General features: G+C 70.8%; 15 protein-coding genes and 1 pseudogene. 3 read left to right on the top strand and 13 right to left on the bottom strand.

Annotated elements, in window-relative coordinates; translation table 11 throughout:
• A partial coding sequence (locus ACY34I_RS33160; RefSeq protein ID WP_462759119.1) for an RNA-guided endonuclease TnpB family protein occupies positions 1-409 on the top strand: 409 nt, incomplete at its 5' end.
• Between the two features lie 104 nt (positions 410-513).
• Here ACY34I_RS33160 and ACY34I_RS33155 read toward each other — a convergent pair.
• The 3 genes from ACY34I_RS33155 to ACY34I_RS33145 form a co-directional block, all read right to left on the bottom strand.
• Positions 514-714, bottom strand: coding sequence for a hypothetical protein (locus ACY34I_RS33155; protein ID WP_462759118.1), 201 nt, complete (start codon positions 712-714; stop codon positions 514-516).
• A 184-nt stretch (positions 715-898) separates the two neighbouring features.
• Entirely contained in the window at positions 899-1,324 is a 426-nt protein-coding gene (locus tag ACY34I_RS33150; RefSeq protein WP_393081235.1) for a DUF4267 domain-containing protein, read from the bottom strand.
• A gap of 62 nt (positions 1,325-1,386) precedes the next feature.
• The gene (locus tag ACY34I_RS33145) at positions 1,387-2,028 is read right to left on the bottom strand and encodes a hemerythrin domain-containing protein (protein ID WP_462759117.1); all 642 of its coding nucleotides are present in this window, start codon (positions 2,026-2,028) and stop codon (positions 1,387-1,389) included.
• Between the two features lie 118 nt (positions 2,029-2,146).
• Here ACY34I_RS33145 and ACY34I_RS33140 point away from each other — a divergent pair, with 118 nt between their 5' ends.
• Both ACY34I_RS33140 and ACY34I_RS33135 read left to right on the top strand, forming a co-directional pair.
• Positions 2,147-5,410, top strand: coding sequence for a BTAD domain-containing putative transcriptional regulator (locus ACY34I_RS33140; protein WP_462759116.1), 3,264 nt, complete (start codon positions 2,147-2,149; stop codon positions 5,408-5,410).
• A 127-nt stretch (positions 5,411-5,537) separates the two neighbouring features.
• Positions 5,538-6,226 (top strand): annotated as a pseudogene (locus ACY34I_RS33135) (IS6 family transposase).
• A gap of 120 nt (positions 6,227-6,346) precedes the next feature.
• Here the strand turns inward: ACY34I_RS33135 and ACY34I_RS33130 are convergent.
• From ACY34I_RS33130 to ACY34I_RS33085, 10 genes are read right to left on the bottom strand one after another with little or no spacing between them, the layout of a single operon-like run.
• Positions 6,347-6,811: a hypothetical protein gene (locus ACY34I_RS33130; RefSeq protein ID WP_462759115.1), complete on the bottom strand. Its 465-nt coding sequence runs from the start codon at positions 6,809-6,811 to the stop codon at positions 6,347-6,349.
• A gap of 43 nt (positions 6,812-6,854) precedes the next feature.
• Entirely contained in the window at positions 6,855-11,309 is a 4,455-nt protein-coding gene (locus tag ACY34I_RS33125) for an eCIS core domain-containing protein (RefSeq protein WP_462759121.1), read from the bottom strand.
• Between the two features lie 36 nt (positions 11,310-11,345).
• Complete coding sequence (locus ACY34I_RS33120; RefSeq protein ID WP_462759114.1) at positions 11,346-13,940, bottom strand: hypothetical protein; 2,595 nt, start codon at positions 13,938-13,940, stop codon at positions 11,346-11,348.
• Position 13,941: 1 nt separating this feature from the next.
• Positions 13,942-16,029 carry a hypothetical protein gene (locus tag ACY34I_RS33115; protein ID WP_462759113.1) on the bottom strand — a complete coding sequence of 696 codons (2,088 nt, stop codon included), beginning with the start codon at positions 16,027-16,029 and terminating at the stop codon, positions 13,942-13,944.
• Entirely contained in the window at positions 16,026-18,521 is a 2,496-nt protein-coding gene (locus ACY34I_RS33110) for a baseplate J/gp47 family protein (protein WP_462759112.1), read from the bottom strand. The genes ACY34I_RS33115 and ACY34I_RS33110 overlap by 4 nt, the downstream gene beginning before the upstream one ends.
• The gene (locus tag ACY34I_RS33105) at positions 18,518-21,025 is read right to left on the bottom strand and encodes a baseplate J/gp47 family protein (RefSeq protein ID WP_462759111.1); all 2,508 of its coding nucleotides are present in this window, start codon (positions 21,023-21,025) and stop codon (positions 18,518-18,520) included. The genes ACY34I_RS33110 and ACY34I_RS33105 overlap by 4 nt, the downstream gene beginning before the upstream one ends.
• Positions 21,022-21,390 carry a hypothetical protein gene (locus ACY34I_RS33100; RefSeq protein WP_462759110.1) on the bottom strand — a complete coding sequence of 123 codons (369 nt, stop codon included), beginning with the start codon at positions 21,388-21,390 and terminating at the stop codon, positions 21,022-21,024. Before ACY34I_RS33100 ends, ACY34I_RS33105 begins: the two co-directional genes overlap by 4 nt.
• A 35-nt stretch (positions 21,391-21,425) precedes the next feature.
• Positions 21,426-21,755: a hypothetical protein gene (locus ACY34I_RS33095; protein ID WP_462759109.1), complete on the bottom strand. Its 330-nt coding sequence runs from the start codon at positions 21,753-21,755 to the stop codon at positions 21,426-21,428.
• Positions 21,755-22,237, bottom strand: a complete 483-nt coding sequence (locus tag ACY34I_RS33090) for a phage baseplate assembly protein V (protein WP_462759108.1) — start codon at positions 22,235-22,237, stop codon at positions 21,755-21,757. Before ACY34I_RS33090 ends, ACY34I_RS33095 begins: the two co-directional genes overlap by 1 nt.
• Before the next feature lie 50 nt (positions 22,238-22,287).
• Positions 22,288-23,391 (bottom strand): hypothetical protein, encoded by a 1,104-nt coding sequence (locus tag ACY34I_RS33085; RefSeq protein ID WP_462759107.1) that lies wholly within the window; start codon positions 23,389-23,391, stop codon positions 22,288-22,290.
• Positions 23,392-23,433: the final 42 nt, after the last annotated feature.

The raw sequence follows: 23,433 nt of genomic DNA, 5'->3' as shown, positions 1-23,433 counted from the left end.
CAAGGCCCGACTGAAGGTGGCCCGCATCCACGCCCGGATCGCCGACCGGCGGCGGGACCACCTGCACAAGCTGACCACCCGACTCGTCCGTGAAACCCAAACGGTCGCGATCGAAGACCTCAGCGTGCGCAACATGCTCCGCAACCGGCGCCTGGCCCGCGTCATCTCCGACGCGGGCTGGGGTCAGTTCCGCAGCATGCTGGAGTACAAAGCCCAGTGGTACGGGCGGAAGGTGATCCCCGTCAACCGGTGGCTGCCCACGTCCAAAACCTGCTCGACCTGTGGGCGGATCAACACCACCCTCGCCCTCAACGTCCGCTCCTGGACGTGCCCTGGTTGCGGGGTCGAGCACGACCGGGACATCAACGCAGCCAAGAACATCCTCGCCGCCGGGCTGGCGGAGAGGTAAAACGCCTGCGGAGCTGACGTAAGACCTCAAGGGAAATCCTCCCGGAAAGGCAATCGGCGGTGAAACAGGAAACCTCACGGGCGACCGTGGGAATCCCGGTCCCTTCAGGGCCGGGAGGATGTCAAGCCCGCCCGCCGTGCGTATCGCACGAGCGCCGCCACGTCATCGGCGTCCGCGGCCTCCACCACAGCCGCGACCGGCTGCCTGACGGTGAGGTTCCACGCAGTTGCCGCCTGCTCAAAGCCGTCGTCATCAGGCAGGAGCACGCGCCCCTTGAGGACACCGCGCACATCGTTGATCGTCATAGTCGTTTCCTCTTCATGTTCTCGGCAATGCGCCTGCCGGACCACGCGGTTTACGCGACGAGCAGGAGCACACTGATCGCCAGCATCACCACGGCGCCGATCGGTCCGGCGAGCACAGTGGGGATGTTGCTGAGCGTGAGTTGTCCCTTCAATTCCCCGATTGGCCCTCGGCGGGGCGATGGCATCAGGCGGGCTGCGGGGCGGGCGTCGCCGGAGCGGCCGCGACCTTGCGGGTCTCGCGCATCATCAGCAGGCCGTTGACCACCATCAGCGTCGCGGTCAGGCCGTGGACGCCGAGCGCGGTGGCCACGGAGCCGTGGTGGGCCAGCACGTTGGTCATGTCGCCGTATGCGGCGAGGGCCTCCACCAGCAGCACCCAGCCCAGCGCGCGGCGGTGGCCCGTCACCAGCAGGATGCCCAGGACCAGGGCCAAGACGACGTCGCGGATTCCTTTGATAATCAGGAAGCCGTCGCCGTCGCCGGACGGCCAGCTCGGCAGGCCGAAGCTCGGCGCGGTCGTCTCTGGGCTCAGGATGAACTCCGTCCCGAACCAGAGGATGAAGAGGATGAAGGCGGCGGCCAGGGCGGTGTTGATCTTCTTCAGCGACATTGTTCTTCTCCTTGCGAGTCTTCGGTGAGCTTGGTGAGTCGTGGGTGGGTTTTGGGGTCTGGTCAGGCGGCGCGGATGCGGCGGATGTGGCGGGCGTAGCGGGGGCGGCCGATGACGTGCCAGATGCCGCGCACTGGCGCGGGGAGGGCGGACAGGAGCGTGGCGCGCTCGGCCGGGTTCGCGTCCTCCAGGACGAGGCCGAAGAGCGTGAGCAGGGTGAGCTTGGGCGTGTTGGCCACCAAGTGGTCGCCCAGGGAGGCCCACTCCTGCTCGGTGATGTGCTCGGCCGCGAGCGGAAGAAGAGTGGCCTCCTCGTCGTCGAGGTGTTCGAGCAGGACCGCCCGGTGATCGGCGAGGACCGCCACGAGGGTGTCGCGCTCGTCCGCCCCGGCGGTGGCCTCCCACGCCGGGACTGCGGCGTCCAGCCTGGTCAGCGTGGCCGCGACGCGCTCGTGCTGGGCCTCCATGCGCAGCACGATGTCCGCCTCCAGATCTACCCGGGACAAAAGCGGCGGCCACAGCAACTCGTCCTCGCCCTCGTGGTGGTTCTTCAGTCCCAGCCGGTAGTCGCGGAAGTGATCGGCGATCACCTTGGCGCGAGCGGTGTCACCCGGGGCGACCGCCGCGACGAGCTCCATCAGCAGCCGCGACTCGCGGCGGAAGGCGCGGTGGACGATCTCCATGTCCTGGGTGTTGACGCTCATCTGTTCCTGCCCTTCATCCGTTCTGTTCGACGTGCTCAAGGCTGCTCCCGGGGGTTTGGAAACCACTTGGAGCCGACTTGGAACGCGTGCGGCGGCCGCGCGTACGATGTGTCACCTCATGGTCTTGATCAGGGTGTTGGGCTCGTTCGCGGCCGAGGCCGGCGGCGAGCCCGTTCCCCTCGGCGGACCGCGGCAGCGCAGCGTGCTGGCCCTGCTGGTGGCGTCGCGCGGGCAAGTCGTGCCGGTCGACCGGATGGTCGAGGATCTGTGGCGCGGCGAACCGCCGTCGCGCGCCCTGGCGTCGTTGCAGGCGTACGTGTCGAACCTGCGCCGCCTGCTGGAACCCGGCCGCCCGCCGCGGGCCCCGGCCCGCCTGCTGGTGAGCGCGTCGCCCGGCTACGCACTGCGGCTGCCGCCGGGGGCGGTGGACGCATGGCGCTTCGAGGAGCTGCTCGACGAGGCCCGTACGCTCACCGATCCCCGTGACAGCCGCGCTCGGCTGGACGAGGCGTTGGCGCTGTGGCGCGGACCCGCGTTCGCCGAGGTCGCCGACGAGCCGTGGGCCGCCGCCGAGACCGCCCGGATGAACGAGCTGCGCCTGGTCGCCCGCGAACTGCACATCGCCGCGGGACTGCGGCTCGGCGACCCCGGGGCGGTGGTACCCGAGGCGGAGGGCCTCACCCGCGACGCTCCCCTGCGCGAGGGGGGCTGGCGCATGCACGCTCTCGCGCTGTGGAGCAGCGGCCGCCAGGCCGACGCCCTCGCGGCGCTCCGCCGCGCCCGCGCCACCTTCGCCGACGAGCTGGGCCTCGACCCCGGCCCGCACCTGGTGGCCCTGGAAGAGGCGATCCTCACCCAGCGCACGGACGTCCTCCGCGCGGCCGTCCCTCCGCCTCCCGCGGACACGCCCCGGCCCTGGGCAACCGCGCCGCCGCCTCCGAACAACGGGCCCCGCGCGACAACGTTCGTGGGGCGGGAGGGCGAGCTCGCGGCGCTGGTGGCGGCCGCCGGGGAGGCCACCGCCGATGGGGCGCGCGTCGCGCTCGTCACCGGGGAGGCGGGGCTCGGCAAGTCGACGCTGCTGGAGCACCTCGGCGCGCGACTCGGACAGGACGGGTGGCTCGTGGCCGCCGGGCGCTGTCCCGAGGTGGACAGCGCGCCACCCGCGTGGGCGTGGGTCGAGGCGCTGCGGAAGGTGGCCGTGAGCGTTCCTCCGGGTAAGTTCGCGGACGACCTGGCGCCGCTGCTCTCCGACTCCGCGCCGGTGGACGATGACGCGGCGGCCGGGCGGTTCCGGCTCCGGCAGGCCGTGTGGAACTGGCTCGCGGCGGCCGCCGCCGAACGGCCGGTCGCCGTCGTCCTGGACGACCTCCACTGGGCGGACGCCGCCACGCTGGAACTGCTCGGTGGCGGCGTCGGCGCGCGGGCCCCGATCCTGGTCGTCGCGGCGTACCGCGCGGACGAGAGCGCGCGCCTCACCGAAACGCTGGGGTCCCTCGCCCGCACCGCGCCCCTCCGGCTGGACCTGCCCGGGCTGAAAGGCGACGCCGTCGCGGAGCTCGTACGTGCCGAGTGCGAGGCCGACGACGCGACCGTGGCCGGGATCGCCGAGCGAACCGGCGGCAACCCGTTCTATGTGCGGGAGAGCGCGCGGCTGCTGACCGGCGAGGGCGCGCTGGTCGCGCTCTCCGAGGTCCCCGAGGGCGTACGGGACGTGCTGCGGCGCCGACTGGCACGGCTGCCCGAGAGCGCCGTGTCCGTCCTGCGGCTGGCGGCGGTGGCCGGCCGGGAGAGTTCGGTGGACGTGCTCGTGCAGGCCGCCGACTCCGACGAGGACGGCGTGCTGGACGCGCTGGACGCGGGCGTCATCGCCGGGTTGCTCGACGAACCCGAGCCCGGGCGCGTCCGGTTCGTTCACGCGCTGGTCAGGGACACGCTGGTCACCGACGTCACCCGGTTGCGGGCCACCAGGATGCACGCCCGGATCGCCGCCGCCCTGGAGGGCACTGGCGACGTCGCGGCGCTCGCCCATCACTATGCGCGAGCGGGATCACCGAAGGCCGTCGCTTATTGCGTACGGGCCGCCGAACTGGCCGAGGCGCGCTACGCCCACGACGTGGCGGCCGCACTCCTCACCGACGCCGTCACCAACTCCAGCGAACCGGACGAGCGCGTCGGCCTGCTCGGCAGGCTGCTGCGCGCGCAGATCAGGGCCGGGGCCGTCGCTGCGGCCAGGGACACACGCGAGCAGGCCGTGGAGTACGCCGAGTCGATCGGCCGCGACGACCTGATGATCGCCGCGTTCACCGCCTGGACCGAGCCCACCCCCTGGCGGGCCCGCACGTACGGCACGGTCGACCGTCCCATCGTCGGCCGCCTCAGCCGCCTGCTCAAGCGGACCGACCTCGCCCCCGACGTGCGGTCCCGGCTGCTCATCGCGTACGCCAACGAGCTGGTGGGCGAGGACGATCCGACGGTCATGGCGGCGGCGCGGGAAGCCCTCGACCTCACCACCGATCCCCGCCTCCGGGCCGCAGCGCTGCTGGTCCTGGCTAGCGACCCCGGGCGGGAGGAGTACGCCCGCGAGCTGGTGGAGATCGGCGTCGAGCACGACCTGCCCGTCTACCGCGTGACCGGGCTGCTCAACCAGGCCGCGAACGCCGCCGCGGCCAACGACCCCGCGACCATGCGCCGCGTGACCGGGGAGGCGCTCGACCTCGCCCGCGCCTACCGGATGCCGGAGGCGATCAGCGCTGCCGAGATCGCGCTGGCGACCCTGGTGCTCATCGAGGGCCGGTTCACCGACGCCGAGCGCCTCTACACCGAGGCCACCGCACACATGGAACGCGCCGGATCGGTGCACGCTGGCTTCCTGCGCCTCGCGCTGGCGGCGATCTGGCTGAACGACGGCACGCTCGGCGACCACCTGGACGACGTGCGCGCTCTCCACGAGGCGCTCGGCCCGATGGTCGCCGACCTGCTCGCGCTCGCCCTCCACGCCGCCGGCCGCAGCGACGAGGCATGCACGTCACCGAGCCCGATCCGGCCTGACTTCTTCTTCACCTTCCTGACGAGCCTGCGCGCGATGGCGATCGTCGCACTGAACGACCGCGACGCCGCCGCGGAGATCTACGCGGAACTGCTCCCCCACCGCGACGGTCCCCCGGCCGGCGCGGAGAGCCTGTCGCTGGCCCTGCGTCCGGTCGCCCACACGCTCGGCGAACTCGCCCTCCTCCTCGGCCGAGACGACGAGGCCGCCGCCCACTTCGCCCAGGCCGCCGCCATCGCCGACCAGTGGAACGCCCCCCACTGGTCCGCCGACGCCCGAGCACACGCCGATCTTGCCCTCGGTGTCCCTGTTTCGCCCCCACAGGAACGCTGAAAGCAAGAACGGCATTGGGGTGCCTCAGGTGCGGAGCTGCTGCCGGCCGGGGGCTCCGTTGCGTTGAGCGTTGGCAAGATCGAGGCAGGCTTGAGCAGTGACGTCATCGACTCGTCCTGGCCCGTGGCTGCCGCCGAAATCGGCGTTCGCCGGATTCCGGTTCCCGCCGGAGGTGATCGTGGTCGCGGTGCGCTGGTATCTGCGCTACTGCTTGTCTTATCGGGATGTTGAAGAGCTGCTGGTCGAACGCGGTGTGGAGGTCGACCACGTCACCGTCTACCGCTGGGTGCAGCGATTCACCCCGCTGCTGGCCGACGCCGCCCGCTTCTGCCGGCACTCACCAGGCGACAGGTGGTTCGTCGACGAAACCTACGTCAAGGTCAACGGGATGTGGCGGTACGTGTACCGGGCGGTCGACCAGTACGGGCAGGTCATCGAGGTGCTGGTGTCGGTCCGCCGGGACGCCGGCGCGGCCCGACGGTTCTTCCGACGAGCATTGTCGGCGTTGAAGGTGACACCCACGGAGGTGGTCACCGACGCCGCCGCGGTCTCCCCAGGGTGCTGGATGCGTTGATCCCGTCCGCGTGGCACCACGTCGAGTAGTACGCGAACAACCCGATCGAGGCTGACCACGGCCGGCTCAAACAGCGGTTGAGACCGATGCGCGGGCTACGAACGGACAAGACAGCGCAGGTGATCCTCGCCGGCCACGCGTTCATGCAGAACCTCCGACGCGGACATTACGAACTCGCCGTCGACACCCCGACCGCTCTGCGAGTCGCCGCGGCGTTCACCGAACTCGCCCACGCGATCTGACCGGGACCCGGCACGGGTTCAACACGTCCGCCGATCCGATAATGCAACGGCGCCCCGAGGACCCGTCGCCGAACCGTTCGATGACCCGGGCCTTCAACCTTGGCTACTCTCGTTCCCTGTTCATTGCTGGGATTGGCCGTCGGAGTCGTCGCCGTTGTAGGCATCCTGCAGCGCCTCGGCACGGTCGCGCAGGAAACGACCGGTCCTCCGGTCGAGGCTTGCGGTGACCATGGTCAGCGGACAGGCCTCTAAGCCGTCGGACATCCGGACTACCGGCAGCCGGTAGCACACGTTTTTCTCGTTGTCGAGGTCGATGTCCCAGACGGCGTCGTCGACGTTCAGCACCAGCACACGGCCGACATGCCGGGCTGCGGCGTCGGCGATCCCGCGCTGGTCCAGCGCCAGGATGGCATCCGGGCCGGGATATCGGGGTAGGAGGAACGCCTCGAGCTGATCGAGGGATGGCACGTCCACATCGAGTTCCGTGCCGAGCATGTCGTAGAACTCCTCCCGCACATCCAGATCCTGGGCGAGCCAGGTTTGGAACTCCTCTCGCGAGTGCATGCGCATGGCGGCAAGGCTCATGCCTGCCATTCTGGCACGGGCGGCACCATCTCCAGGCCCTCCGCTACCGCTTTTTGACGGGTGGCGGTATGAGCTCCAGTAAGCGCGAACTTCGCTCCGATTTTGTTCGCAGCTCGATCGTGATGCCCGCCGTCTGAAGTGCCGACCTCAGCGGCCCGCTCGGTTCGCAGTCAATGAAGATCCAGGTCATCTCCCAGCCGAGGAGGTTCACGATCTTGGCGTCACGCGCGACCTCCGACTTGACGTCCTTGCTCAGCCAGACCGTCTCGCCGGTGTAGGCCTTGACCTCGGCGCCCTTCTGCGACGTTGGCTCCGCCAGGTCGAGCCGGCGTACCTCGTCGCCGGGCAACCCGGGGACCACGTACTCGTTCTTGGCCCATCCCAGTCGCGTCCGTTCGGCGGCGACGATTTCGTTGGCGCGGTTGGCCCGTTCCATGTTCGAGCGGTAGATCTTCTCCCAGGTGGCCCTGGGCAGTTCGCCGTGGTCGAGCTGGTACATCTCCCAGCGGGTCGCCATGTGGTCGTTCTCGCCTGGCGTCTGGGTCTTGAGCCGATTGAGCAACTCCCTGTACCTGGCCAGGTCCTTTTTGGCCACTCCGCGTGCGCTGACGCCACTGCTGGCCGTGAGGTCGCCGATCTCTAGCTTGCCGAGGTGTTCCTCGAGCTGGCCGCGCAGGCTGTGGAGATGTGCCTCGGCCTCCTCGCGGGCATTGCCCGTCAGGGATTCCATGGCTGTGAGGTGGTCGTTGATGATCTTCGGCAGCTTGCCGATCTCGAGCTGAGCGTCGAAGAGTGGCTTGTTGCCTGGAGTTGGCGTCTCCCTGCCGAGCAGGTTCATGATCCGTGCCAGGGCCACCCGGACCCGGCCGAGGAAGCCCTGGTACTTCTGCATCGTCCGCACGGTGGCCTCGTGCAAGGCCACCATCCGCGGGGTCGCCTCGGGGCTGATCCTGATCTTGATTTCGCCGACCAGCCCGCTCTCGTCGGGCACCCATTCCACCGTCACCCGGTTGCCCGTGAGGCTGTCGTCGATGACCGCCAGGCTGCGCAGGTCCTCCGGCAGCGCGTTTTTCAGCTCGGCCGCGGTGGGCGGCCGGTCCTCGATCGGGGCCTTCTCCGCTGTCTGCCGCCGGAGCTGTTCGGTCTCCTGGGTCGGCTGCTCCTCGATACGACCTTTCGGTGCTGGTTCCTCCTTTCCCGGCGCCTTTTCCGCCGGGGTCTTGGCCGGAGCCTGGTCCGCGGGCAGTTGGTCGGCGGCCGCGCGTTCGGCTGGCAGGAGCTTCTCGCCACCGCCAGGCTTCTCCACCGCGGGTTTCTTGGCCGCCCCGGTCTGCTCGTTCACGGCCTTGTTCGCGGCTTTGGCTTCGGCACGGTACTTGAGCATGTTCCCGGCGAGAAAGAACCCGTTGTTCTGGATCGCCGAGTTCAGCGCGTCGGCCCGGGCGCGGCGGGCGGCGGCGTGGGTCATTCCGGAATTTGGGTCGTTCTCGGCGGCGTTGATCTTCAACATCTCGTCGACGAACGCGATGTCGCCCCAGAGCAGGCCCGCGTAGCCGATCGCTTCGTTGGCCACCTCCGCGGCCCTCATGAGCGTCTGCGCGCCCTTGAGCGCCTCGGCGGCGCGCGCGAGTTGGGCGGGGCTGGTGCCGCCCTCCTCGAGCATCGTGAAGGCCCGACCCAGCCTTTCCACCCGCAGGCCGGCCACCAGCGCTCCGGTCGCGCCCAGGCCGCCGAGCACACCTAGCACGTCGCCCACCGTTTCGCCGTTGAGCGAGAGCTTGTGCGTCTTCCAGCGCTGGATCAGCCGTGCCCCGGCCGCCACCGCGCCAATCACCGCACTGGCGGTACCCGCTGAGGCGACGAACAGGCCGACCGCGGCCAGAGTCATCACCAGGTCGTCGATGCGCTTCAGGGCCAGGGCTGTGTCGGCCGGCTCGCTCCTGACCTGGAACTCGCGCTTGGCGCCCTTCTCCATCCCGGGGAGGCCGGCGGTGCGGGCGCCGACGGTACCCCGGCCGTAGGCGGCGCTGCGGCCGAACTTTTCCAGTGCGGAATGGAAGGCTTCGCTGGGGGTGTCCCGCAGCTCACCGACGTAGGCACCGCCGGTGTCGAGTTGCGTGATGTCGTTGATCATCCAGCGATGCTGGTTGCCGGTTCCGCCCATCGGCCCGGCGGTCATCATCAATGGGTAGACTTGGGCGGAGACCTCAGAGATGAGGGTGGCGTTGACGCGGGTCATGGCCTGCGGCGCCGTGCCGTGGAGATCGTCCTTGCTGAAGGTCGCCAGCCGATCCTTCTCGTTGGCCTCGTATAGGGCGATCTGTTCCTTGAGCTGCTCGACCTCACGCTCCTTGGAGTACGCCGACAGGGACGGGAAGTCCTTGCGGAACTTCGCGAGTTCCTTCTGCTTTTCGTCGAGCCGTCGGGACAGGAGGGTCACCGGCGAGGCGTTGTACTGATCCTCGGCACGCTTTTTCAGGTCATGCAGGTACTCGGCTTTGGCCGTGTTGCCGGTCTTCTCCGCGAGCGTGATGTCCGCGTCCAGGGCCGCCATCTGCGCCGCCGGGTCGTCGAGGGCTTCCTTGACCGCGCGCTCCATCGGCATGACCTCGACGATGTGCCCGGCGACCGAGGGCGGCCGGATGATCGGCTTGCCGTCGCGGTCCTCGTGGACGGCGGGTGTCGTGATCACTCGGATCAGGTAGATGCCGTCCTTGGCGAGGTTGACCTCCTGCTGCTGGCGAGGACCGGAGAACAGGTCGGCGATGAAGTGGGCGATCGCGCCGACCGTCGTGACCAGCAGCGAGACCGGCGCGAGTTCCAGTGTCAGCCGGTTCGCTTCGCGGTTCATCAGTCGCTCGGCGGTGGTCTCACCGTGGGGTTTGCGCGCCGCCCTCGCCGCGCGCCGGTTGTCCCTCCACCAGTCCTCGAATTCGCGCCTGAACTCGCGCTGCGCCGCCACGGTCCCGGTGACGTCCGTCCCCGCGCCCCGCTTCGCGGTCTTGAAGTCCTCGATGTGCTGCTCGGTGGTCCGGCCCTCGTCGGTGCCCTGGTCCTTGCTGTGTGCTGGGTCCTTGGCGATCTGTTTACGCGCGTACTTCGTGATGTCGAAGTACTCCCACTGGTAGTGGATGCTCTCGCCGACCTGCGTGATGACCTGGGACGCGAGTGAAAAGTTGCCGTTCGCCGACCAGTCGATCTTTGCCGTGTACGTCGGGCTGGAGTCGTTGGGCACCAGCTTCGGGCCATCGATGGAGACCGGCCAGGGCGGGGCGTTGGCTGGTTGCCCGTCACCGCGCCCGGCGATCGGGCTGGCGTAGACGGTCGCGTTCTCACCGCCGCCCTTGCCGCCGCCGCCGCTGGTGATCGTCGGCACGAAGTAGAGCACCACGGCCTGCGACACCGTGTTGACCATCGCCTGTAACTTGTCCGGCTCGGTCAGCTGCGTGTGCAGGTCGAGGCGGCCGATGGTCTCCTTCGGCGTCCGGCCCTCCTTTTGCGCCAGCTCCTGTTCCTCGGCGGCCGCCTCCTGCTCCTTCTTGGTCAGCGGGCGGGTGGCCACCACGCTGCGTCCATGGCCCTTGTCGTCGACGTCGAGGCGCTTTCGGCCCGACGTGGCCTCGATTTCGATCGCCGCGAGGGACCCGTCGGGGCGGGTGGCGTAGATGCCTGGGTTGAAGGTGAGCTTCGGGCCTTGCTTGAACGGGATCCGCGGGCCCAGCGGCCGGCCCTGCGGGTCGTAGGCCTTGACGAAGGAGGCGGTCAGGCCGATCCATACGAAGTTGCGGCCGAACTTGGCGGTGGCTGCGGCCAGGGTTTGCGCGGCGGCGTCCATACCACCGGCGAACACCTGCAGCCGGTCCCATTGCTCGGCCTGGGCGCTCTTCTGCTTCTGGGTGGCGTCCCCCTTGGTCACGGTGCCGCGCGGGGCCGTCACGTCGTCGGGACTCTTCAGGTCGCGCAGCAGTTGGGCGGAGCCGGGCGGAGCCGTCACCACGTGTGCCAGTTCGTGGGTGAGTAACCGCTCCCCTGCCTGGGTGTGCGGGGCGTACTCGTTCGCACCGAAGAACACGTGGCTGCCGATGGTGAAGGCACGGGCGTTCGCACGGTCGGCGAGTTCTGCGGCCGGCGCGTCGGTGTGGATGCGCACGTTGTTGAGATCCGCCCCGAGTCGCCGGCCGTACGTCGCGGCGATCCCGGGGGCCAGCGGGCGGCCGTACCCGGTCCGGCTGGCGACCGCGGGTGGCGTGCCGGGCGGCAGCAGCGCAGCGGGCCGGGCCGGCTGCGCGTACGGCCCGTGGTTCGGCTGCGAGGCACCGGTCTCGTGGCCGCAGTGCGCGGGCTGCGCCAGATGGCTCGGCGTTTGCCCGCTCAGCGCCCGGCGCGCGAGGGTGTCCGCGGCGCGTTCGGCGGCGTCGCCGGGCCGGGACAGCTGCCGCGGGGCGAACCCGGTCAGGGCTGCTGCGGGGGCCGCGGCGCTCGCGGTCTCAGTTCCCATCCGCCGCACGCGCTCTCGGGGCTGGGTCGGCCATGGTCATGGCACGCACCGATCATGTGGGATCGACAGCGGGACCAGGGCGGGGCCTGTTCCGGACATGTTGATCACGTCGCTGACGTGGAAGAGCCGGGGCGTCTTGCCCCACACTGAGAGGTCCGTGATCGCGACCCCAGCCGCGAACGGCCCGGTCAGGTCCAAGCCCTGTACCCGTATTAGGTAGCCGAGCCTGCCGTGAATCCGGACCGCCTCGACCGGTGACCCGGCGATGGATCCCAGCAGGCTCAGAGCTCCGCCGATCCGGGTCAGGGAGGCGCTGTTCTGCGTCAGCGTCAGGCTCTGGACGCTGCCGACGTAGTAGGCGTGCCGAGACCTGGTCCAGAAGAAGGGAACGGTGCAGGCGACATGGTTGCCGTTGATCACCACCTGGCCGGCGTCCGCGGTGGCGTCGCCTGACCCGGCGAGCCCAACGTGGATGCCCTGGAGGACGCCGCTGACCTGGTTGCCCTCGATCCGGACGTGGTTGGCCCGCAAGCCGGCCACGACGATGCCCTGAGACATGCTGCGGGAGCGGACGGCGCCGGTCAGGAACCGATTCGCCTCGCGGGAGAGGTCCAGGCTGTCGGGGGCGAGCAGGGCCCGCCGGGTGAATTGTTGCAGCTGCTGGCGGGGTGTTCCGCGCGACAGGGCCTTTTCGGTCACTGTCCGTCCGAACTGGCCGGCCAGCCGCTGCACCACGGTGGCACCGGCCACCCGCATGGTTGCCCCACCGGGCAGGGAAATGGTGTGGCCGGATTCCGAGTCGTTGGCCACCACGTGCGACCCGACGAAGCGCGACAGCTCGTTCACCAGCCGCGGATGGAACCCCACCCTGTCGTCCGTCGCCGGCCCGAGTCGAATCTCGTTGCCGGTCACGGTGACCTCATCGGGGGACACGACCAGCACACCAGTCTGCTGATTGCCCACCTCCAGCCGGTTGTTCAACACCCGCACCTGCCCGGTGGACCGTCCGCGTTCAAAGCTGCCCGCGAACACCGTCGACTGCGTGCGGCCCGCGCTGTCCGGGCAGGCCAGTTCGCAGTCGCGGACGGTCACATCGGAACTGTCGATGAAGCTCAGCGTGCCCAGTAGGTGCTCGTCACCGGCGGGTCGCTCCGGCGTGCTGGCCAGGCCCGATTCAGCCCGCAGGTCGCGCACGGTGATGTCGCTGCAGCCGTGGAACTGCACCACGCTCTCGTGGCCCGTGCAGGCCAGCACGGTGGCGGGGCCGATCCCGGCGACCACGATCCGGCGCTTGCCCTTGATGATCACCGGGTTGTCCAGGGGGTAGAGGCCGGCTGCCAGGCACAGTTCACCGCCGGAGTCCGGGAGTTTGTCGGCGGCGACCTGCAGGTCGTCTCCGGGGAATGCGGTGACGGTGCAGGTTGTGTCCTTGAGTGCGGTGAGTGCCGGGAACGTGGGCCGGCAGTCGGTCAGCACCTGTCGGGCGTCCAGGTCGACCACGGCGAGCGACTGCACGAAGTGCCGCGTTCCGTCCGCGGGTGCGGCGCTCAACTCCTCGACGGCGTCAGCGCTGCTACCGCGCACACGCACGGCCCACCAGTCGCCGGCCAGGTAGCTGCCTGGACCGGCCCGGAACGCCACCCCGACGTCGACGCCGTTGAGCAGGGCCTTGGTCTCCGCTGCGGCCCCGATGCTCTGGCCGTCCCACCGGCGCAGGCACAGCCCGGACGGTGAGCCCGTGACGGCGGCCGGGGTCTTCAGCGTGACGAGGCTGCCGCCGGCGCCGGGCTGCACGTGGTCCACCACGAACAGCGGGCCGTGGTTCACCCGGTCCGCGCGCCGCACCAGGGTGCTGACCTCGACCAGGTCGTCGGAGACGAAGGTGACCTCCGGTGACGGCTTGAGGGTGGCCGCGGCCCCGACGACGCTGGCCGAGACGGCAGCGGCTCCATTCTCGTAGGACCAGGCGAAGCGGGCAGTCGACTCGGTACCCGAGTCGAGCACCTCGATCCGTAGCAACCCGTCGGGCAGCTTTCCGCGCGGGTCGTCTGGTGGTGCGCAGGGATCCATCGGCACCGGCGGGGAGGTGCGGACGATGTCGAGCAGTCCGGTGCTGAGCTCCAGCGGAGGTATGGCCTGTGCGGCGCCGGCGCAGCTGGTGGCGTTCACGGGCTTGGCCCGCACCCGCCAGCCCACCCGGGTGCGGGTCATCGTGTCGATGCCGTCCAGCGCCGGGTCCAGCAGGTCCGGCGGATTCTCGGCGGCTTGGATCTCTTCCACGAAGGCGTCCAGGTAGAGCAGCGCCTTCCCGCTGGCGGGCAGGGGCGGCACGGATTCCTGGATGGTGTAGGCGATCAGGGTTGAGTTGACCGCCCGCAGTCCGCCGATCCACATCTCTCCGGCGCCGATCTGCAGCGTGCCGTCAGTCGCAAAGCCGATGCGGAACGCCGAGCTGCCGTCCGCAACTCCGGCCGGGCCGACCGCCGCCACTGTCAGCCTCTGCGCCTCGCGGCTGGCGGCATCCACAGTCAGGTTGTAGTCGCCGTCCAGCAGGACCCGGCCCTGCTGCATGCGGGCGCCGGTCCACCGGGCGCCCGGCCGCAGTGGGACTGAGGTGTAGTCGCCGGTCACGTCATTCCTCCGAGGTGGTGATGTGCAGGTGCGGGTGCACGGTGAGCGGAGTCATCTCCGGCAGCCGCTGAGCCAGCCGCAGGGCGAGCAGGCCGCGCCGGGCGTGGTGGTAGGCGCCGATCTCCCCGCCGTCCGAGGCGCCGGTAAGGATCCGGTCCGCTCCCCTTCCGGAGGGTGCGGTGAGCACGGGCGCGTAGTACCCGGCCGATTCGACCCCGGTGGAGCCGATCGCTGGCAGCGGGCCGCTGATGCATTGGAACGGCGGTGGGTGCGCCAGGGGGTCGTCGGCGTCGCCGAGGTGGCAGTACCGCAGGCATCCGGCCGAGGTCACGACCGCGCGGACGCCGTCCATGAACAGGCAGTCGGCGGCCGTGATGGTATCCACCGCGACGGGCCCGACGAAGGTGCAGGCCGTCGCGCGCAGCTGGGGTGGAAACCTGTCGATCGCGCTGACGGCAGGCACGGTGGGGGGCGATGGCGGTGGTGCGCCGCAGGGGCTGATGGGCACGCCCGCACCATCGACGATGCAGTCGGTCAGCTCGATCGGGAACGCACTCAGGTCGGCGAGGATCGGGCCGAGGTGGCAGCGGGTTGCCGCAAGGCGCAGGGTCCATGCTCCGGCCTCGACCGAGAGTGTCCGGCCCGCCGAGGGATTCATGGTGATTCCGCTCAGTGTCACGGCGTCGACGTCGGCGCCGATCTGCAGATCGCCCTCGAGGAAGACACCGGCCAGTTCAAGGTCCAGTCCCGGCGACGCGATCGACAGGGTCCCGGTGATCACCGGTGCCAGCCCCGCGGGTGCGATGATGCGCCATCGGGTGACCGTGGGCGCCGCGGTGATCGGGGCGGGCGCGGGCAGCCGGTCGTTGGTGGCGAGCCGGATCTCGACGTCGGGTCCGGGTCCGGTGTGCGTACCCGTCAGGGCCAGGGCGGCGGCGACGGCGTCGTCCAGTGTTGCCACCACCTGTTGCCCGGGCGCATGCGGATGCAGGGCGGGGTCGACCACGATCACCGTTGCGGTGCGGTCATCGCCCTCGGCCTGGCTGGCCAGTGCGCCGATTCCGCCGGCGGCGGGCCGGTAGAACGTGGCCCGGACCGTTCCTGTCAGGTTTGCGCCCACCGACAGCACGCCACGGTTCGGGTCGGCCAGCACCTGATCATCGCCGGGGACCGGCCCTCCGGTGGACGGCAGGCTGGTGAGTCCGATGTCAGGCCAGTTCACCGGCAATCCGCCCACGGTGATCGCCAGGAGCATCGGATCATCGTCACCACCGGCGGCGAGGGGATGGTCGGCGGCCAGTTCCCAGACCGGGCCGTACGTCACCTCATCGGGTGCCAGTGCCTCGATCAGCCGCCAGGTCGCCCGCAGCGGCAGCTCGCCCGGTCCCCGGGGCGGGCGCGCTGCCGGCGGGGTGCCGGGCGGGCGCTCGTCCTCGGCGTCGCTGGCGATCACTAGCGCGTCGGGGCGCAGGTACAGCGGTGCCGGCAGGCCGAGCGGATGCAACGCGAGCCGGCCGTCCGGCAGCGGGCATGCCTCGGCGAGATGGAACCCCCTGACCTGCCAGGGGAAGACAGTTGCCGTGGCGGCGGCTGGATGGTGCGAGCCGCCGGGTGTGACACTACGGCGGGCCGGGTCGAGGCCGGTGCCGGCCAGCAGGTGCTCCCGGCGGCGCATCGAGAGACTGGCCGTACGCCGGACGGGGTGCCCCAGTTGCTGGGACCAGAGTGTGGTTTGCCAGCCCTCGGTCACCCGGGTCCGCCAACCGGTCACGACGGCGGCGAAGTCCTCGATGGCCGACGGCGTTCCGCGACGGCGGCGCAGCGCGGTGACCGAGCCGATCTCGGTTCGCCCGACATCCGGTGGCAGGCCCAGGACCTGCGCCAGGTACGGCAGGGCCCAGTCGGCGGCGCTGTCGGCAAAAGCGTCATCCAGCACCCGGTCGACGTCGCTGGCCAACTCCAGCCACTGCTCCTCTAGGGCCTGTAGCAGCGACAGCAAGATCGAGGTGCTGTCCGGCGGAACGGGAGCCAGCAGCGCGGGTGGCAGCATCGCCAGGAATCGTGCCGACGGTCCGTGGAGTGCGGTCATCCGGTCTGCACCCCCAGTGTGACGGCCCCGGCATAGAGCAGCTCGTAGGGTTCGGCCGGCAGCCGGCCCAGGGACAGGTCCCCCTGCGTCGGGGCGGTGAGCCCGCCGGTCAGTTCCAGGCCGGTGATCCCGAGGACACCGTTCACCGGCTGCGCGACGGCGATCACGTCGCTGCCGTCCAGCGGCACGCCCAGCTCACGCGGGAGGGCAGCCAGGGGGCCGGCGTCGTTGAGCAGGGTGGCCTCGACGTCGGCGGCGATCGCGGCCGCCAGCCGCCGGGGGTCGCCCAGCACGGTCGCTTTGATCGTGATGGCGCTGCTCACAGCCGCGCAGATGCACAGCGGGATGGTGGTGTCCCGGCGGGCGTCGAGGAAGCCGCTGAGGGCCAGCAGCTCGGCCGGAACGGGCGGGCGGACACCGTGCGCGGTCATCCGTAGGACGGCGACGTGCAGACCGGAGCGGCCGCACGGGCATCCGGGTGGTCCGGAGCCTCGCCAGGCCACGCTGTGGGTGGTGCCGGGGACGTTGAGCGCGAGGTCGCTCAGGTCCGCCAGCCCGACGGCTCGGTCCAGGGCGCGGATCCGGGCGCCGGCCGCCCGTTGCATTCGGTGCGAGTCTTCCTGATCGGCGGCACCCGTGAGCACGCCGACGCCGGCGATCTTGCGGATGCCGTTGACGCTGCTGACCAAGGTGTTGATCTCTGCGCTGGTGATCTCGCCGCCCAGGCCACCGCCGGTCCGCCAGGTGGCCGTGACACCTCCGCGGGGCAGCGCGCCGGCCACGCCGTTACCAAAGGTGACCACGAGCCGACCGTCAGCGGCCAGCCGCGTGGTGTAGACGAGGTCTCCGGGTGCGCGTCCGTACAGGCTGGGGACTTCGTCGTATCGGACGCCTGCGACGTCGATGACCAGGCTGCTGGTGACCGTGCCGTCGGCGCTGAGGTCGCCGGTCACGGGGCCGGTGATGATCGCTGTGGCGCCGCCCAGGGATGGGCTGCCTGCGGTCGCCGCCGGGGTGTTGAGGGTGAGTTCTTCTCTCTTTGTCGCGCCGTGTCGGATGGCCGCGATGTTGCCCGAGGCGGCGCCCCGGCTGATCGTGCCGGCGCGCGGATCGGTGAGTGAGATCAGCTGACCGCCGGGGTCGTCCGACGCGTCCAGGGCGCTGGTGGTGCAGCCGGTCAGCTCCCAGCCGATCCGCCCGTCGGGGCCGACTGTCTGCACCGCGAGCCGTTGCGGCAGCTGAACCAACCGCGGGTGCAGCCGGGCCGTGGTCCCGGCTGGGGTGAGGTCTGGCAGTTCGTAGTGCTGGGCCACGTGCCGGTCGTCGGTGAGCAGTACCGTCAAGCCGGCTGTGCGCAGCGAGTTGAGCAGCGGATGCGCCAGGCCGATCCGGGCTACCCGCTTGATGGTTCCTGGAGCCACGTGCCGGTCCATCGGGGTGATCGAGTCGACGGTGGTGACCATGCAGCCGCCGGACCCGGCGTACAGGATCAGTGTTTGTCCGATGCTGACCTGGGAGGCGTCGGTGACCAGGACGGAATTCGTGTCCCAGGGCTGAGCCTGCTCGCTGGCGGGGTAGGGGGCGGTCACGGTCTTGGCGGCGTCGCCGGAGACATAGGCCAGGGTGTCCAGCCGGTGGGCGAGGGTTAGTTCAGCTCGCAGGCGGTAGGCGGCATAGCTGGTTTCGGCAGCCTGCGGCAGCAGTGGCGCGAGCGAGCGGTCGAAGTCCAGCAGGGTGGCGCCGAGGTCGCTGGCCCGCTTGGTGACCCGGGCAATGCCGCGGACGGCCTGGCCGGTGGACCCGTAGAAGGGTGTGCCGGTCATCAGCGCGATCATCCACGCCAGCCATTCCTGCCAGGCCATGGGGAACGGCGCGGCGGCGCCTTCGGACACGAGGACAACCCGGTCGGGCGGCTGGAACCCTGGGTCGACCAGGAACCGGATCTGGTTGCCGGGTGGGGCTTTGGGAACCGGGACGGCGGTGAGGGTAAGGCCGTGCCACTCCGTGCGTAGCTGGGTGTCGACGGCCACCTCGTAGGTCTGGGCGTCGTGCTGGGGTGTGCCGGGCGCTTGCACCTGGGTTCTGGCGGGCAGCATCGGTGAGGTGCCTGGCGCGATTTCGGCCCGGATGAATCCGTGGGCGGCCGTTCGTTGCGCCGGCCGGTGGCCGACGAGGTCGACCACGCGGCGCAGGTCGGTCCATTCCTGCGCGGTGCGCAGGTACAGCTCGCCCGCGGCCAGTTCGGTGTAGGCGCCGACTCCGTCGGCCACTCGTGACCACAGCTCGGCGAGTGTGACCAGGGTCGGGTCACCGGCGATATCGAGCACGCCTCCGAGGACCCCGCCGGTGGGTGGGGCGTCGGTCCGGGGGATGGCGGCAAGCCGGGCCAGCAGATCGTCGCGCAGCGCCGTGCGGTCGGCGAGGCGGCGGCGCAGTCTGAGCAGGCCGGGCAGCGGGTCGGGCAGCGGAACGAGGGGCTTTGGCTCGATCATCGGCCACCCTCCAGGGTGAGCAGGATTCGGCCGCGGTCGGGTGCGTCGGGATTGTCGTCGCAGACTGCGACCTCGGTCGGGCCCATCGGCAGCACGGATTGAAGCGTCCCGGCGGGATCGGTCAAGCGGCGGGCCTCGGTGACGGCGACGGCGTCGACCTGGGGCAGTGCCGCGACCGCCGCGACCACCGCCGACAGATAGACGTCGGCGCCCATTCGGCCGGTGCCGGGCGCGAACAGCCCGGGTGCCTGCGCAGTTCCGGGTCGTAGGGCAGCCAGTATCGCGGCCCGGCTGGCGCCAGGGTCCGAGCCGGGATACAGGCAGACCGTGAGGGCGATCAGGATCCCGACCGGTGTGGCCACCAGGCTCACCACCTCGGTGCCGGCCATTCGTACCGTGTCGAGCGCCGACTGGACCTGGGTGGCGACCCGGGCCGATTCGGCCGGGTCGGGGGCAGGCGGCTCGTAGGCCACCACCGCGACGGGCCAGGAGCCGCACCAGGAGCGGCGTGCCGAGGCTCGCCGCACGCCCGGCACCTGCACGGCGAAGCCCGGCAGGTCCCCGGTCAGCACGGCGCGGCGGGGGACGGCGGAGTAGGCCTGCGGAGCGTCGCGTCGCACGTCGTCCAGCGGTGTGGCGTGGGCACCGCCTAAGCCGGGCGTCAGGTTGCGGGCGGTGACGGCAACGCCATCGGCGTCGCACACGTCCAGCCAGTCGCACGGCACACCGGCGGCGGTCGTACTGCGGGCCAGCCGGTGGGTGACGTTGGCCGCGACGTTGCCCGCGGGTCCAGCGCCGATTTGATACCGGGCTGAGACGACACTGCCCGCCGGGGGTGCGAGGCCGAGTGCACCGGTGCGGAAGCGCAGCGTTGCGGGCAACTCGTCGTCCGGGTCGACCACGACGCTGAACCCGGCCGGGGCTGCTCGCAGCATGCTGGTCACCCGTTCGGCGTGCACCCGGGTGCCGTTGGGCAGGGTCACGGTGACGTCAAGCTGCCAGGGCCGCCCGCCGGGCGTGTGCGCGAGTCCGGGCGCGGCTTCGGGACCGGCGGCGACCATCATGTAGTCGGCGACCTCGTCGACTGCCGGGTCCGCCGGCAACCCGGTGAGCCGGTCCACCGGCACGAGGGTGGCCGGGCCGTCCACCACAAGGCCGTGGTGGGCGGGGAACAGGCCGAGCCGTGCGACGCCTACCCGCGCGCCGGCCTGGTGGTCGGCGCCGGTGTCGATGCTGCATGGCACCGGCATGGTCAGTGCCTCATGTCTGCCCCAGAAAACGCGGATCAGGCTCAGGCCCGGGCTGAGCGGGTCGGTGAAGGGGGTCACCGCGGTGACCGACACCACCTGGGCCGGTTGGCTGGCGAGGGGTTGTCGGGGCCAGTCGTCCGCCGCGGTTTCCTGCGTTCCCGTGGCCCAGTCGCGTTGGCGGGTGGTGTCGTCGACGGCGACCACTTCGAAGGCGAGCAGGGCCCCGGGTACGAGCCAGTCCCCCGCTATTGACGCCGTGGGTGGCCGGACCAGGACGGCGCTGGTGGCTCCGACGGTGAGAGTGGCGTCGCGCTCGGTCCAGTCGTAGAGGGCAACCTCGGCGTAGCTGCTCAGCACGGTCACCGGGGCGGCGCTGTCGAGGGTGAAGCAGGTTGCTGCGCTGCTGATCTGGGTGGCGCTGCTGGGCGCGTCGGTGGCCAGGTCCCCGGGCAGTACGGTCGCTGCCGGGTCGCCGCCCGGTCGCCGCCGGACCACGACCTGCACCGTGGTACGCGCGCTGATCGCGGGATACACCGGGTAGTCCACAGCTCGGGCGTGCCGCAGAACGCTGGCGCGGCGGCGCGCGGTGGACAGCCAGCCCTCGGTGGTGACCCGGTCCAGGCGGTAGTGCAGCAGATCGCCGAGGTGGGCAAAGAGTTCCAGCGTGGTGAGGACCAGGTCCGGTGCCGACAGATCCGCGGCCGGGTCGAGGAACCGCAGCCGTTCGATGAGCATGTCCCGCAGCGCGGGATAGTCGCGCGCGAGGGTGTCGTAGTCGGGCGGGGTCAGGGCCGGCCGTGGTGGCGGGGCTTCGACGCAGTCCGCGATGTCCCCGCACTCGGGCCGCAGCCGCACCGGCAGATGGATCCGGAGCGGATCGACGTCGAGACCGGCGGGGTCCAGCCGCAGCTGGTAGACGCCCCGGCCGGGCAGGGCACCGTCCAGGGTGAGCGTGAAATGCGATGGAACAGGGGTGCCGTCGGCGTCTGTACCGGCGGGAACGATGGTCACCGCCGTGATCATGGGTCGGGGCGCCCCTGGCGCGGGCCGCAACATCCACCTTGACGGGTCGGCGTGTGATGGGGGTGGGTCGCCGTAGAGCCAGACGTCGAGGAGGCGGGAGGGACCGTCGAGGCGGGTGGTTGCCGCGCGCAGGCCGATCACGCCGCCGGTGCCGTCGAACAGCGCCCGGGGCCGCTCGACGGGCGGGGCCACCGGCTGAGCGGGCAGGGTGTACTGGTCGGGACTGCTCATGGGGCCGCCCCCGGCAGAGTCAGGGTGAGGCTTCGGCTGGTGCCGGCGGGCAGCGGCCGATAGGTCACGGCTGCAGAGAGGGTGTTGTTCTCCACGGTCACCACCACGTCGATCACCTGGATGCGGTCACCGAGCGCGTCGGTCAGGCTGCCGCGCGCGCGGGCCGCGACGGTCGCGCCGAGGGCATCGGAAAGCGGCTCGAACAATGTCGACGCGCCCAGGCCCGCACCGAAGCCCGGCCGGTGGAGTCGTTCCCCGGCGCCGGTGAGCAGGACGGCGCGGACAAGGTCGTCGAGGTGCTCGAAGGAGTCGCCGGGCGACAACCGTCGCGCGGTGCCCAGCCGCCACGGCTGCCGCGCAGGCATTGCCGGCTTCCCGGAGCCTGGACTTCCAGCGGGGATCATTGGGCCGTCACCGCCACCTGCGCGGGGATCAGGACGACCGGGCCCTGCGGGACGTTGGCCGCGCTCATGCAGATGCCCGTGCTGCCGATCGTGAGGATCTCGGTGCCGCCCGCGGTAACCGACGACACGGCGGTCTTCCACTCCACGGAGACGCACGGGCTCGGGTTGGGCCCGACGGTGAACCCGCAGCCGGCGATGGTTACCCGGTCCTCCTTTGTGCAGATCGCGCTTGCGGCGGATGCCGTGGTCTGGCCGGGCAAGATCGAACCCTGGCCACCGTGCGGGCAGGTGATCGTCGAGGCGCTCGTGAGCACGGGGTCGCCCATCAGCCGACCTTGAACGACTCGCCGTTGAGGGCCACCGTGCCGCCGGTCAGTTCGACCGTGGCGCCCTGCCCGTTGTCCAGCACGATGCCGTCGGCGTTGATAGTGAGCGAGGCCCCGCCGGCGGCCTTCAGGGTGATCGACTGGTCGTCGTCCGAGATTTCAACCCGGTGCCCCTTTGGGCTGACCAGCAAGATCTTCCCGGGTCCGGCCCCGTCGATGCCGTTGCCTGACGTCCAGGCCGCACCCGACCACACCGGCGGCTTGCCGAGGTCGCCGCCGGGCCACTCCACCCACACGGTGGCGCCCACGGGCGGCACCAGCGCGAAGCCGGAGCCGTTACCCGCGTACGGCAGTGATGGCCGGCACCAGCCGGTGGACTGGCTGAGCACGGATGGCACCTGGACGTCCAGCCGGCACAGGCCGGACGGATCGTCGTTGTCGACGACGACCCCTTCGAACTTGCCCCAGTACCGGTCAGGCATGCCCGCCTCCCTCCATCACGGTTTGTCCACCCTGCCGATCGACGTGTCGGTCACAGCGACACCGCCGTGCTGACCGCGGCGCCGAGCTTTCCGGGGACGCCGCCGGAGCTGAAGCTGTCGCCCAGCGCGTTGCGGGTCAGCGACAACGCCTGGGTATGGCCGCCGGGCGTGATCGTGTGCCGGACCGACTTCACCAGCCACAGGCCGGAGATCAGCGACCCCAGCCCGCGGACGGTCACCGTGCGGCGAGCCCGCACCAGCGGCATGGACGGCGCCGACAGCGTCACCGACAGGTTCGCGCCGAAGGCGGAACTCTCGGCCAGCACCCGCGCCGCGGTGTCCGGAGGCAGGCGGCCCGGCAGGTCGTGCTCGTCCCGCAGCACCGTGGTCGCGCCGCCCAGCGAGATCGAGCCCATGGCGTTACCGGTGCCGTCGTTTGTGGCGACCTGCTGCTCGGCCTGTCCCTCGGCGCTGTACGTGAGCTGCACCTTCTGCCCAGCCACGAGCTGCACACTCACGGACGTGGTGCCACCGAGCGAGCCGTAGCCCAGGTCAAGCGACGCCTGGGGCTCGGCCAGCGGGTCGATGCGGTCGAAGACGCCGATGAGCCGGCCTTGTTCGCTGGTCACGTAGACGTCGAAATCGTTGCGGGAGGCGAGCGTGCGTAGGAAACTCCAGTCCGTGCCGCGTTGATGCCGGGTGAACGTGTCGGTCCCGTCGGGCTGCGGCGTGGTGCCGACCTGCGGGGTGCAGATCGGACTGAGCAGCGATCTGGCGATGCCGGCGTCGCTGACCCCGCCCCACGGCTTGTCGTGCTCCTCGCGGTCGAGGTCTGCGCTTGCGTCCAGCCCGGCGATGGTCAGGGTGGACAGCGCGCCGGCCTGCAGGGACCAACTGGCGCTGGTGGCGCGGGACGGCACTACCAGCGAGTCCTTGCCGCGGGTCATCGCGATCTCAAACTTCGCGAACGGGGCGATCAGCGAATCCAGCGGGCTGCTCCAGTTGCTGGTGTCGTCCACGCGCGCCGAGACCACGATGCTGACCTGGGTCTGCGCGCCCATCGCCTCGTTGACGTCGACGCTCTGCACACGGTCCAGCACCGAGGAGGGCAGCGGCTGGCCGTCAAGGGAGACGGCCACGGACGTGTCGCTCATCGCTCGGTCACCTGCCCGCCCTGCCCGCCCATGCCGGCCACG

The sequence above is a fragment of the Micromonospora sp. RTBAU3-60 genome (genome assembly GCF_054963695.1).
Note: the sequence above shows the minus strand (reverse complement) of the source record. Positions and strands in the feature narration are given on the sequence as shown.

Excerpts from the sequence above, each read along its gene's own strand:
- ACY34I_RS33130 (WP_462759115.1), bottom strand. The coding sequence starts at position 6,811 with ATGAGCCTTGCCGCCATGCGCATGCACTCGCGAGAGGAGTTCCAAACC.
- ACY34I_RS33085 (WP_462759107.1), bottom strand. The coding sequence starts at position 23,391 with ATGAGCGACACGTCCGTGGCCGTCTCCCTTGACGGCCAGCCGCTGCCC.
- ACY34I_RS33140 (WP_462759116.1), top strand. The coding sequence starts at position 2,147 with ATGGTCTTGATCAGGGTGTTGGGCTCGTTCGCGGCCGAGGCCGGCGGC.
- ACY34I_RS33110 (WP_462759112.1), bottom strand. The coding sequence starts at position 18,521 with ATGATCGAGCCAAAGCCCCTCGTTCCGCTGCCCGACCCGCTGCCCGGC.
- ACY34I_RS33090 (WP_462759108.1), bottom strand. The coding sequence starts at position 22,237 with ATGCCTGACCGGTACTGGGGCAAGTTCGAAGGGGTCGTCGTCGACAAC.
- ACY34I_RS33100 (WP_462759110.1), bottom strand. The coding sequence starts at position 21,390 with ATGCCTGCGCGGCAGCCGTGGCGGCTGGGCACCGCGCGACGGTTGTCG.
- ACY34I_RS33105 (WP_462759111.1), bottom strand. The coding sequence starts at position 21,025 with ATGAGCAGTCCCGACCAGTACACCCTGCCCGCTCAGCCGGTGGCCCCG.
- ACY34I_RS33095 (WP_462759109.1), bottom strand. The coding sequence starts at position 21,755 with ATGGGCGACCCCGTGCTCACGAGCGCCTCGACGATCACCTGCCCGCAC.
- ACY34I_RS33125 (WP_462759121.1), bottom strand. The coding sequence starts at position 11,309 with ATGGGAACTGAGACCGCGAGCGCCGCGGCCCCCGCAGCAGCCCTGACC.
- ACY34I_RS33115 (WP_462759113.1), bottom strand. The coding sequence starts at position 16,029 with ATGACCGCACTCCACGGACCGTCGGCACGATTCCTGGCGATGCTGCCA.
- ACY34I_RS33145 (WP_462759117.1), bottom strand. The coding sequence starts at position 2,028 with ATGAGCGTCAACACCCAGGACATGGAGATCGTCCACCGCGCCTTCCGC.
- ACY34I_RS33155 (WP_462759118.1), bottom strand. The coding sequence starts at position 714 with ATGACGATCAACGATGTGCGCGGTGTCCTCAAGGGGCGCGTGCTCCTG.
- ACY34I_RS33150 (WP_393081235.1), bottom strand. The coding sequence starts at position 1,324 with ATGTCGCTGAAGAAGATCAACACCGCCCTGGCCGCCGCCTTCATCCTC.